Consider the following 12387-nt stretch of genomic DNA (forward strand, 5'->3'; position numbering starts at 1 on the left):
AATCAATTGCCGGCTACAGCCCTGTTCGTGGCTTGCTTCCCCAGGGCGCGTGCGGCAAGCAGTTGCTGCCGCAATGCGATTGATCGGTGCCAGGACCAGTCGGCAACTGCAGATATTTTTGGTTATCCGCATATTCCCTGAACGCCATCATGTTGCGCACCACTGCAGGCAAAACGATCAACGGGTTATCACCCAGCCACAGACATTGCAGCGAACCCAGATCGCCGACCCGTTCAGGCAGGTGCGTGAGCCGGTTGTTGGTAAGAGTGAGCTGCTGGAGCCAGGACAAGTCGCCAATGCGTTCGGGCAATCGCGTGAGCTGGTTGTTGGCGACATCAAGCTGTTGCAACCAGACCAGGTCGCCAATGCCGTCCGGCAGTTGCGTGAGTTGATTGCCGGCGACATCGAGGCTTTGCAGCCAGGACAAGTCACCGATGCAGCCCGGCAGTTGCGTGAGTTGATTGCTGGCGACATCGAGCTTTTGCAGCCAGGACAACCTGCCGATGCCTTCAGGCAGTCGCTTGAGTTTGTTCCGGGCGGCATACAGCGATTGCAGGTAAGACAGAGACCCTATGCGCTCTGGCAACGTCGCAAGCTGATTATTTTCGACGTCCAGCCATTGCAACGAAGACAAACCATCGATGCATTCAGGCAGTGCCGTGAGGTGATTGTTCTCGGCGCTCAGTCGTTGGAGCGATGACAGCTGGCCGATACAATCCGGCAAAGTATTCAGATGCAAGGACACAAGATAGAGCTCCTGCCCTTGTTCGCGAAAACATTTCAGGATGCGTACTGCAGCCTCCCTGCGGTTTTCACCAGCCTGTGCTCCCGCAACCCAAACGCTCAGTTCCTGTTCCATTTGCTCAATGCAAACTGCCGCAACCGGCGACGATAGCCGCTCCTTCGGCGTCGCGGCGCACGGCAAGCACGACAGAAGACGTCCCCACGGACGGGGCGTCTTGCGACGCTCACGGGCGATGGGTGCAAAGGGAAAACGAGGAAGCAGCGTGCGCTTGTCGGGTCGGTTATGCATGGCAAGGGTGAGTCACTGTGTTGGTCGGTGCAGACGAAATGACTGCAAGGGAAGTCCGAATGTCAGTGACACTTTCCAGCATGGAGTTCCCTCCGGCACCCACTTATTTTGCCGCTCGTTGCGGCTGGTCAGGCTGGTGAGACTGTTGAGCCTGGCGAGGCGATGCGCGATTGCACCGCCGCGATACCGTCTTCTGGAAATGGATCAGTCGGCGATCAGCCTTTTTTTCCGCCTGCCACCAGCATCAACCCGCCCGCCACGATGGCAGCAATGCCCGCCCACATCGGAATGTTGACGTCTTTTTCTTCCTTGACGTTCAATTCAAGAGGGCCAATTTTCGCCGCTTGTGTTTCCTTGGTATAGCTGAAACCACCATAGGCGAGTCCTAGTACACCGGCGATGATCAGGGCAACGCCCAGCATTCTGATTGCATTCATTGTGACTCCTCGGGTTGAAATTTATTCCCGGAAGATAGCATGCCAACCGTCAGCCACTGCGTTCGGAAAGCCACATAGTGCGAGACGGCAAGCACATCACGATAAGACCCTTTCAAGGGCTTTTGTATTGCGAATAGTCCGGTAATTGGATACCTTCGAGGTGTTGATTGGAGAAAGTGTATGGAATGCCACTTGCAAATTTTTCTGGCTGGTTGCTGGCGCGATTGCGCCGTGCTGACCGTTCCCGATCCGTCGCGGGGCGGCATCACTACGCTGGCACATTTTGAATACGATCTCGACTATGCATTCGAGGCCGACAGTGAACCGGTCTCGCTGACACTGCCCGTTGATACGCGCCATCACACGCTATCGGCGTGGCCAGCCTTTCTTTATGATCTGATACCGCAAGGAAACGGACGAAGCCACCTGCTCGGTTTGCTCGAGCTAGGCGATGGCAAGGCGGCTGACTTTGCCTTGCTGCGCAACGGCGCGTTCAACCCGATAGGCCGGGTACGTATCCGGGAAGCGGTTGATTACTTCGCGCAACATATTGCACGACATGTGACGCAAGGCATGGATCACGGCTGGGAGATGCAGCAATTGCTCTTGCGTGACGATGGCTTCGCCGAGCGCATGATGATCCAGGGCATGCTTGCTGCAGGGACCACCGGTGTGCAAGGGGCCGCGCCAAAATATCTGCTGACGCAGGACCACGCTGGCTTGTGGCATGCCGACGGGGTACTGCCGGATGCGCAGGCGGCAGCGCATTACATCGTCAAACTGCCGCGCGCGGGCGGCAATATCGACAAAAAAATATTGCGGAACGAAGCTGCCTACCTGCGTGTTGCACGCGCCATGGGACTGCGCGTTCACGGTTGCATCGAACACCATCACGACATGCTGTTCATACCGCGATTCGATCGGACGGTCGTGCAAGGACAAGTGCGCCGCCACCATCAGGAAAGCGCGGCCGCGCTGGCAGGAATCATCGGTTACGATTTCCGACCTTCACAGTTCCAGTTGCTGCAAGCGCTGCGTCGGGTCGTCACGGACAAACTGGCCGACACGATCGAATTCCTCCAGCGAGACGTCCTCAATCTGGCAATGCGCAATACCGACAATCACGGCCGCAATACGGCGGTCCAGAAAATTGGTGGCGTCGTGCAGCTGAGTCCGTTGTTTGATTTCGCACCAATGTATCTTGACCCGGAAGGCATTACCCGCGCCGCACGCTGGTACCACCCCGAATCAGGACGGGAATTACCTGAATGGCACGACGTGATCGCTACCCTCGAACTGGCCGATGACGAACGCAGTGCGATACGAGCTCACCTTGCTGCCTTCGGCCACCGCCTCAATAATCTGGAGACCTGCATGCAAGAAGCCGGCGTGGATGCTGACATCATCACTCACTTGCAACCGGGCATCGTCGAACAGGTGCGCCAATTGCGAACACTGGAAACGGGCTGATGGACAAGCGCCGCAAGCCCGTCGACAAAGACCTGCTGCGCCAGCAACGTCTCGATTTGTACGCCGCCATCGAGCGCGGCGAACTGACCTTGCAGGCGTCGCTCAAGCGCATGCGTGCGCTGTCGCGACTGACTCAGCCGGAGTTCGCCGCACAGCGCGGTGTCAGCGTGAGAGTCATTCGCGAAATTGAGCGAGGCATCGCCAATCCGACCGTCAACACGCTCAACCAGATTGGCCGGATCTTCGGGCTGGAAGTCGGTTTCGTGCGTAGCGACAAACTGCCTGGCCGCGACCAACCGTGAGAAGATATGGACGCCGAAATCATCCGGCAGCCCTCCCACAATTTTCAAGGAAACATCATGGCCAAGAAAGAAGAAGTACTCGATCCCGATACGCTGGCACTGATTCAGTGGTGCACCGAAGTCGAAGGCTTTCTGGTCGCGGGTGGCGCGACGCTGACGCAGGCGCAGGACCATATCGAAGACGAAGTCGACTGGTTCACCGATCAGTTCTACGATGGCCTGACACCCGAACAGGCTGCCAAGGAAGCGCTGGCCTGACTGCTTGACTTTACTTCAGCGCATTGACGACAACACGATGCCGCCGACGATCAGCCCGAACGCGGCAAAGTGGTAGAGATGCGGCAGTTCGCCCAGAAAGACGCTTGACATCAGGGCAGCAAATAACGGTGTCAGGTTACTGAAAAAACCGGCGATGGTGGGACCGGCACGTTGCACGCCGGCACCCCAGCAGCGAAACGCAATGAGCGCCGGCCCGACGGCAACGAACAGGACGGCGGCTACCAGCGGCCAGCTTAACGCGATGTGTGGCTGGCCGATGGTCCATTCCACCGTCGTGAACAGCCCCGACCAGACCACACCAAAACTGACCTGCGCCACCAGAAAGGCAGCCCAGTTGCGGCGGATTTCGGCCGGTTCATCCGGCACCATCAGCAACCAGCTATAGAACGACCAGGCGATCGTGGCCGCAATCATGAACAGGTCACCGGACACCAGCTGCAGTGCCAGCAACTGACGCACGTCGCCGCGACTCAATACCAGCAGCACGCCGACGATCGACAACGCCGCACCCATCATTTGCTTGCGTCTGACCGTCGCCCCGAAAAACAAGCCGCCAATGAGCATCATCCAGACCGGCATGCCGGCCGCGACCAGCGTCACGTTGATGGGCGTCGAGCTTTGCAGCGCCAGATATTGCAGCGAGTTGTACAGCCCGACCCCCAGCAAACCGAGCAACGCAAAACGGCGCCAGCTACGCCAGAGTGCACTCGATGGCCGCAGTACTGAACCGGCCAGCGGTAACAGGATCAGCAAGGCAATGACCCAGCGCACCAGATTGAGGGTCATCGGCGGCACCATCTCGTGCACCAGCCTGCCGACGATGGCGTTACCCGCCCACATCAACGGTGGCACCGTCAGCAGCAAGGCAGTCGATGGCGATAACTGCTGCTTCATGATGGGGTCTTCATGTGACCCGCATCACAGGCTGCAGGTATCGGCCGACGCCAGTATTTCGGCTGCCTGCTTGGCATGGGCGACCTGTGCCGAAGCGGGCAGCAGCACATCGTTCTTGACGGCGGTCAGTTCCGCCAAAATCGAGATCGCAATTTCAGCCGGCGTCTTGCTGCCGATATACATCCCGATCGGACCATGCAATTTGTCGATCTGGGCTGGCGTGACGTCGAACAACTGCAGACGCTCGCGCCGCTTGGCATTGTTACTACGCGAACCGATCGCGCCGACATAAAACGCCTCCGACTTCAGCGCTTCCATCAGTGCCAGATCATCGAGCTTGGGATCGTGCGTCAACGCCACGACAGCACTGCGGCGGTCGAGCTGCATCGCGATGACGAGATCGTCCGGCATCGTGTGCTGCACCTCGACACCGGGCACTTGCCAGCCGGCGCGGTACTCTTCTCGCGGATCGCAGACCGTCACGTGGTAGTCCATGCCCAGCGCAATCTGCGCCAGAAAGCTCGATAGCTGGCCGGCACCGATGATCAGCAAACGCCAGCGCGGACCATGAATCGTCGTCAATGACGTGGCCGTATGCAGCAGACTGGCACCGGCGTCGGCGAGCGAGAGCGCCACCGCGCCGCTGGACAGGTCGAGCCGACGCGCCACCAGTTCATGTTGCGCCAGCCTGCCCAGCAATTCGCTGATGCGGCTCTGCGGGGACAAGGGCTCGAGCGCCAGTTCGATGGTGCCACCGCACGGCAAGCCGAAGCGGTGCGCTTCATCCGCCGTAATCCCGTAGGTCACGATCTCGGGCACGGTGCGGGTGATGCCTTCGCTGCGCACGCGCGCGATCAGATCATCTTCGATGCAACCACCCGAGACCGAACCGACTACCTGGCCGTCATCACAAATGGCCAGCGTCGCACCTTGTGGACGTGGGCTCGAACCCCAGGTTCGGATCACGGTCACGAGTTCGCAACGGTGACCGTCACGCAGCCACTGGTCACAGGTTTTGAGTACGTCGAGGTCGATGCTATCCATGATTTCCAGAATAAAAGTTGGTCGCAATGGCATGGTTCGCCGGCTCGCGACAGGCTGGCAGTGTAGTCGCTCCGGGCAATGTTGTTTGAAACCCGTCCCAACCGCGCCGGTCAGAAACTTTTAAAAGATGGAACCAGAATTCCACCAGGACCACTGACGTTGAGCCACTTCAACAAGCGATGCGATCCCATCATGCCAATCATCTCGTCACACTCGGTGTTACCCGCTGCAAGGATTGCCCGTGCACTGTCAGGCGGGATCGCGCTACCCGTGCCGGTCGATCGACCAGGCGCAAAGAGTCTGGACAGCAAGCTGCCGCTGCTGGGCGGTCAGGCACTGGGCGACCGGCTCAGAACCGAATTAGCGACGACGCAGCGCACAAGAAAAACCCGCTCCGCACCGCCAGCCGCCGCCTCACATCCCACCGCGCCACACCAGTATCAGGACCATGCGCACACCGACAACGCCGCCGCTACGGCGCGACTCTCGCTATTTTTTCTGGACATGATTCGCGCGGATGGCCTGCCTCCGGAGAGACAGGCGCGTGAGCTGCAGGCACTGACGAAGCGACTGCCTCTGCTGAGTCAATCTCATCAGGCCGATGGGTTCAAGTTAATACTGGCACTGACGAACAAGCTCCCTGCGGATCAGCAAGCTCCGGTTCTGAGCGCCCTGGCTCCCCGGCTTCGTACGTTGCCGACCAGTGCGCGGCGTAGCGGCTTCACCGCACTGGCGACCAGCATTACCCGATTACCCCTGGCTGGCCGTACGGTCGCACTACCGGCACTGGCCCGCGCACTTGCTGCCAGTGGGCGCGATGCAGGCATATTCCATACGCTGCAAGCACAGACGCAAACGCTGGACATCAACGCGCAAGAACGCGCATTGCCCGGCCTGATCCGTCATATCGGCGTGCTGCCCAAGGAAAAACGCAAAGCCGCATTCGATGCGATTGCGGTGCAAGTCCAGACCTTGCCACCGCATCAACAACGCAATCTGCTGCGCGGCCTGGCAGGAAAAATCGGCAAGTTACCCGTCGAGCAGCAAGCGCAGGCAACAACTCGCCTGCAACAGTTGGCAGAAAAAATGCTGCGCACGTAGGGTGCAATAACCGAAGGGCATTGCACTTTACGAAAAAACCACCGCGTTCGGAGAGGTGGGCACCCTATCCCCCTCCCTGATTACCGCTGCATCGACTCCCACACCTTTTGCAAACGCTTGGCCGATACCGGCATCGGCGTCTTCAATTCCTGCGCGAATAGCGACACGCGCAATTCTTCCAGCAGCCAGCGGAATTCACCCATCTTCGGATCGGCTGTATGGCCGGTCTGTTTGTCTTTCAGGCCGCGCTGCCACAGCAAGGCGGCCTGCTGCCACTCGGTCATCCAGCGGGTATCGCGCGCCGGATCGATGCGCAATTTCTCCAGCCGCACATTGATCGCTTTCAGATAGCGCGGGAACTGGGTCAGGCTGGTGTAACTGGTTTCAGTGACGAAACGCCGGGCGACCAGCCCCTGCAGTTGCGCCTGGATATCGGCCACCGCAGCGGCATGTCCCTTGGCACCCTGCAGCTTTTTCGGTAGCGCGTAATACTCGGCGAGGATCAGCCCGACCAGCCGTGCAATCTCATTGACCAGCAAACCGAGGCGCGATTTGCCGGCTTCCTTGCGGGCGTCGAATTCGGCGGCGGTACGCGGCAGCGGCTCTTGCAGACAGGCCCGCTCCAGACCGGCTTCAATGATCTGGTCGCGCAGTTCTTCCTGCGAACCGAGCGCCATGAATTGCATGCCCATCTGCTGCAGGCCGGGGATATTCTTTTCGAGATACTTGAGTTGCTCGCGCAGTTGCAGCGCCAGCAAACGCCGCAAGCCGCCGCGATGGAGTCGCGCCGCTTCGGTCGGATCATCAAACACTTCGAGATCGCAATACGCACCCTTGTCGACCAGTGCCGGAAAACCGATCAGCGTGAGCTTGCCTTGCTGGATTTCCAGCAGTTCCGGCAGTTCGCCAAAGGTCCAGGCCGTCAGCTTCTGATGCTGCGTGGGTACGGCCGACGGCGCAGTTGACGATGAAGCTGACGCTGCCGGCTGAACCGATTTACCAACCGCCCTGACCTGCGCCACCGGCACATTCGTGATCGCGGTCGACTCGGCGATTTTCTGAAAACTCTCGCGCGCCTGACCACCAAATTCGGCTTGCAGCGCACCGAGATTGCGGCCCATTTCAAGCTGCCGGCCATGTTCGTCGACCACCTTGAAATTCATGAAATGATGCGCCGGCAAGGTCTCGGCCTTGAAGTCGCTGAGCAGCGGCGTGATGTGCGCATGCACCCGCACATCGGCGACGATGGCTTCGATCAGGCTGCCCCGGCCAAAGGTTTTTTGCTCGTTGACGCGGTCCAGAAAGGCCGCAGCGTAATGCGGCAACGGCACGCAATTACGACGCAGTTTTTGCGGCAGCGATTTGAGCAGCAGATGGACTTTTTCTTTCAGCATGCCCGGTACGAGCCAGTCGCAGCGGGCGGCCGACAGCTGATTCAGTGCGAACAGCGGCACCGTCAGCGTGACGCCATCGCGTGGCGTGCCGGGTTCAAAGTGGTACGCCAGCGGCATCTCGATGCCTACACCCGGCAGCAATTTCGGGAACAGCTCGGTGGTAATGCCGGCGGCTTCGTGCCGCATCAACTCATCACGATTGAGATACAGCAATTTGGGTTCGGCGCGGGTCGCGTCCTTGTGCCACTTTTCAAAACTGATGCCGTTGCAGATATGAGCTGGCAGCATCTTGTCGTAGAACGCCGCGATCAATTCGTCATCAACCAGCACATCAAGCCGGCGCGATTTGTGCTCGAGGTTTTCGATCTCGCGGATCAGGTTATTGTTGAACGCGAAGAACGGCGCACGCGTGTCGAACTCGCCACCGACGAGTGCATCGCGAATAAAAATCTCGCGCGCCTCGACCGGATTGATCAAGCCAAAATTGATGCGGCGCTGGCTGTAGACCACCAGTCCGTACAAGGTCGCACGCTCGGACGCCGTGACCTGCGCCGTGCGTTTTTCCCAGTGCGGTTCGCCATACGATTTCTTGAGCAGATGCGCACCAACGCGTTCGAGCCACTCCGGCTGAATTTGCGCGACGCAGCGCGCATACAACCGCGTAGTGTCGACCAGCTCGGCGGCCATGATCCACTTGCCGGCTTTTTTGAGCAGACTCGAACCGGGCCAGATGTGAAACTTGATCGCTCGCGCACCGAGGTAATGGGTGTCTTCGTCGGACTTGAAACCGACATTGCCCAGCAAGCCGGTCAGCAATGCCGAGTGCAGGTTTTCATAAGTCGCCGGCAGCTCGTTCATGCGCCAGCCCTGCTCCTTGACGATGGTCAGCAATTGCGAATGCACGTCGCGCCATTCGCGCAAGCGCATTTGCGACAGGAAATTGGCGCGGCAACTGTCCTGCAACTGGCGGTTGGTTTTCTTGTGCTCGATGGCGTCTTCAAACCAGTTCCAGATTTTCAGGTAACTGGAAAATTCGGATTTTTCATCCGCGAATTGCTTGTGCGCGAGGTCCGCTGCGGCCTGCACTTCCAGTGGCCGGTCGCGCGGGTCTTGCACCGACAGCGCCGAGGCAATGATCAGCACTTCGCGCAAACAGACGTTATCGAGCGCGGCCAGAATCATGCGGCCCACGCGCGGGTCGAGCGGCAATTTGCCGAGCTGACGACCGGTTGGCGTGAGGTCGTTGTTGTCATCGACCGCGCCCAGCTCTTGCAGTAACTGGTAGCCATCGGCGATCGCCCGTCCCGGTGGCGGCTCGATGAACGGGAAAGTTTCGACATCGGTCAGGTGCAACGACTTCATGCGCAAGATGACCGAGGCCAGCGACGAACGCAAGATCTCCGGCTCGGTGAAGGCCGGGCGCATCAGGTAATCTTTTTCTTCGTACAGACGGATGCAGACACCGGCGGCGACCCGGCCGCAACGACCGGCGCGCTGGTTGGCCGCTGATTGCGCGACCGCTTCGATCTGCAATTGCTCGACCTTGTTGCGGTAGCTATAGCGCTTGACGCGCGCCAGTCCGGCATCGACGACATAACGGATACCCGGCACCGTCAGCGAGGTCTCGGCGACGTTGGTGGCGAGCACGATGCGCCTTGCGCCAGACGGCTTGAAAACGCGCTCCTGCTCTTGCGCAGACAAGCGCGCAAACAGCGGCAAAATTTCGACATGCGGCGGATGGTGCTTGCGCAAGGCTTCGGCGGCATCGCGGATTTCGCGCTCGCCGGGCAAAAAGACCAGCACGTCACCATCGCCAATGCGGCACAGCTCATCGACCGCATCGGTCAGCGCTTCCATCAGGTCGCGCTGGCCGCGTTCCTTTTGCGCGTTGCTCTGGACCGCCTTTTGCGCGGCACCAGGTTTGACTTCGCTGCGATCGGACGAATCGACCGGGCGATAGCGGATTTCAACCGGATACAAGCGACCCGAGACTTCGATCACCGGGGCCGGTTTGTCGTCGCTGCCGAAGTGGCGCGCAAACCGGTCGGCGTCGATCGTGGCTGACGTGATGATGACTTTCAGATCAGGCCGTTTGGGCAACAATTGCTTGAGATAGCCCAGCAGGAAATCGATGTTCAGACTGCGCTCGTGCGCCTCGTCGATGATGATGGTGTCGTACTGGCGCAGCAGCGGATCGGTCTGCGTTTCCGCCAGCAGAATACCGTCGGTCATCAGCTTGATCCACGCGCCGGCCGACAGCGTGTCGGTAAAACGTACCTTGAAGCCGACCAGCTCGCCGAGCGGCGAATTGAGTTCCTGCGCAATCCGCTTGGCTGTCGCCGAGGCCGCAATCCGGCGTGGTTGCGTGTGACCGATCATGCCGTTCAGGCCGCGCCCGAGTTCGAGGCAGATCTTCGGCAGCTGGGTGGTTTTACCGGAGCCGGTTTCGCCACAGACGATGATGACCTGGTGCTGACGCAGCGCGGTGGCGATATCTTCGCGTCGGCCGGAGACCGGCAGTTCCTCCGGATACGTGATCGGCGGCAGCGGGTTGCGCACTGGCGCAGGTCGTGCAGCAGTAGCTGAGCCGGCAGGCGGGCGGGATGGTCGGCGGGCGCGATCGCCGGGCGGACTTTTTTCTAGTGATTGAGGGGATGTCATGGCGAGGCGAATTATAATGCGCAACATGCAAACCCCCATCGAGTTCGTCCAGTGGCTGCGCTCCGTCGCGCCCTACATCCACGCCTTCCGTAACAAGACCTTCGTGGTGGCGTTTCCCGGCGAGCTAGTCCTTGCCGGCGCACTGCCGGTACTAGCCCAGGATTTATCCCTGCTGCATGCGCTGGGCATCAAGGTCGTCATCGTCCATGGCTCGCGGCCGCAAGTGGCCGAACAGCTCGCTTTGCGCAATGCCCAGGAGCGTTTTCATAACGGCTTGCGCATCACCGACAGCGCCGCGCTCGAATGCGCCAAGGAAGCAGCCGGTGAATTGCGCCTTGATATCGAAGCCGCGTTCAGCCAGGGCTTGCCGAACACGCCGATGGCGCATGCTGCAATCCGCATCATTTCGGGCAATTTCGTCACCGCCAAACCACTCGGCGTGATCGATGGTGTCGACCTCGAACTGACCGGCGTGGCGCGCAAAATTGCCTACGAAGCGATTCATCCCATCCTTGATGCCGGCGGTCTGATTCTGCTCTCGCCACTGGGCTTTTCACCGACCGGCGAAGTCTTCAACCTGACAATGGAAGACGTCGCCGTGGCAGCCGCCATTGCGCTGCGCGCTGACAAGCTGATTTTCATCAGTGAAATCCCGATGATGATCGATGAAGGTGGCGAAGAAATCCGCGAACTCTCATCGCACCAGGCCGAAGCCGTGCTCGGTGCGGGCTTCCTGCCCAGCGATGCCTCGTTCTATTTGCAACACGCGATCAAGGCCTGCAACGGCGGCGTGGCGCGCGCGCACATCGTGCCGTTTGCGATGGACGGCTCGGCCTTGCTGGAATTATTTACCCATGACGGCGTCGGTACGATGATCTCGTACCAGAACCTCGAAACCCTGCGCGAAGCCACCATCGAAGACGTCGGCGGCATTCTGAAGCTGATCGAACCACTCGAAAACGATGGCACCCTGGTCAAGCGCGGACGCGAACTGATCGAACGCGAAGTCGAGAATTTTTCCGTCATCGAACACGATGGCGTGATCTTCGGCTGCGCCGCGCTGTACCCGTTCCCGGCCGAAAAAATGGCCGAGATGGCCTGCCTGACCGTGAACCCGGATGTGCAGGCGCAAGGCGATGGCGAACGCATCCTCAAGCACATGGAAAATCGCGCCCGTGCACAGGGCTTCAAGAAACTGTTCGTGCTCACGACGCGCACTGCGCACTGGTTCCTCAAACGCGGCTTCGTCGCCGCCTCGGTCGATGCCTTACCCAAAGATCGCCAGCACATGTATAACTGGCAGCGCAAATCACTGGTGCTGGTCAAATCACTCTGAACCGGCCCACCCCACATTCAATCGAACAAGGAATTACAAATGGCACGCATGATTCACTGCATCAAGCTCGACAAGGAAGCCGAAGGCCTCGATTTTCCTCCGTACCCGGGCGACCTCGGCAAGCGTCTCTGGGAGACCGTCTCGAAAGAAGCCTGGGCCGCCTGGCTCAAGCATCAGACCATGCTGGTCAATGAAAACCGCCTGAACCTGGCCGACCTGCGCGCCCGCAAATACCTGGCCACGCAAATGGAAAAGCATTTCTTTGGCGATGGTGCGGATGCGGCTGTCGGGTATGTGCCACCAGCGGAGTAACCGGATCAACAAGCTCCCGGAATCGGCGTCCGAAGCCGGGAGGCAGTCGGTGCAATGCCCTTCGGTTATTGCACCCTTGTATGCTGTTTTTAACGGTTGATTTTGATTAGATTGATGTGGCATC

General features: G+C 59.5%; 11 protein-coding genes. 6 read left to right on the top strand and 5 right to left on the bottom strand.

Features of this window, described 5'->3' with window-relative positions; translation table 11 throughout:
- Positions 1–13: 13 nt before the first annotated feature.
- Complete coding sequence (locus tag QN370_RS13765; RefSeq protein WP_322128247.1) at positions 14–1033, bottom strand: leucine-rich repeat domain-containing protein; 1020 nt, start codon at positions 1031–1033, stop codon at positions 14–16.
- 215 nt (positions 1034–1248) lie between these two features.
- Positions 1249–1470 (bottom strand): hypothetical protein, encoded by a 222-nt coding sequence (locus QN370_RS13770; protein WP_322128248.1) that lies wholly within the window; start codon positions 1468–1470, stop codon positions 1249–1251.
- Between the two features lie 192 nt (positions 1471–1662).
- Here QN370_RS13770 and QN370_RS13775 point away from each other — a divergent pair, with 192 nt between their 5' ends.
- From QN370_RS13775 to QN370_RS13785, 3 genes are read left to right on the top strand one after another with little or no spacing between them, the layout of a single operon-like run.
- Entirely contained in the window at positions 1663–2940 is a 1278-nt protein-coding gene (locus QN370_RS13775; protein ID WP_322128249.1) for a type II toxin-antitoxin system HipA family toxin, read from the top strand.
- On the top strand, positions 2940–3242 hold the full coding sequence (locus QN370_RS13780) for a helix-turn-helix transcriptional regulator (RefSeq protein WP_322128250.1): 303 nt from the start codon (positions 2940–2942) through the stop codon (positions 3240–3242). Before QN370_RS13775 ends, QN370_RS13780 begins: the two co-directional genes overlap by 1 nt.
- Positions 3243–3299: 57 nt before the next feature.
- Entirely contained in the window at positions 3300–3500 is a 201-nt protein-coding gene (locus tag QN370_RS13785; protein ID WP_322128251.1) for a hypothetical protein, read from the top strand.
- Positions 3501–3515: 15 nt separating this feature from the next.
- Here the strand turns inward: QN370_RS13785 and QN370_RS13790 are convergent, their stop codons facing one another.
- Positions 3516–4415 (bottom strand): DMT family transporter, encoded by a 900-nt coding sequence (locus tag QN370_RS13790; RefSeq protein WP_322128252.1) that lies wholly within the window; start codon positions 4413–4415, stop codon positions 3516–3518.
- A gap of 24 nt (positions 4416–4439) precedes the next feature.
- Positions 4440–5459 (bottom strand): XdhC family protein, encoded by a 1020-nt coding sequence (locus tag QN370_RS13795; RefSeq protein ID WP_322129173.1) that lies wholly within the window; start codon positions 5457–5459, stop codon positions 4440–4442.
- A 192-nt stretch (positions 5460–5651) separates the two neighbouring features.
- On the opposite strand from QN370_RS13795, the gene QN370_RS13800 reads away from it, so the two are divergent.
- A complete protein-coding gene (locus QN370_RS13800) occupies positions 5652–6560 on the top strand; it encodes a hypothetical protein (protein ID WP_322128253.1) in 909 nt (302 codons plus the stop codon).
- Between the two features lie 80 nt (positions 6561–6640).
- On the opposite strand, the gene hrpA is transcribed toward QN370_RS13800, so the two are convergent.
- On the bottom strand, positions 6641–10642 hold the full coding sequence (gene hrpA / locus QN370_RS13805; RefSeq protein ID WP_322128254.1) for an ATP-dependent RNA helicase HrpA: 4002 nt from the start codon (positions 10640–10642) through the stop codon (positions 6641–6643).
- On the opposite strand from hrpA, the gene argA reads away from it, so the two are divergent.
- Positions 10641–11951, top strand: a complete 1311-nt coding sequence (gene argA, locus QN370_RS13810) for an amino-acid N-acetyltransferase (protein WP_322128255.1) — start codon at positions 10641–10643, stop codon at positions 11949–11951. The genes hrpA and argA overlap by 2 nt on opposite strands.
- Positions 11952–11990: 39 nt before the next feature.
- Positions 11991–12263, top strand: a complete 273-nt coding sequence (locus tag QN370_RS13815) for an oxidative damage protection protein (RefSeq protein ID WP_322128256.1) — start codon at positions 11991–11993, stop codon at positions 12261–12263.
- Positions 12264–12387: the final 124 nt, after the last annotated feature.

This window comes from Actimicrobium sp. CCI2.3, from assembly GCF_035019065.1.
Lineage (GTDB): Bacteria > Pseudomonadota > Gammaproteobacteria > Burkholderiales > Burkholderiaceae_D > Actimicrobium.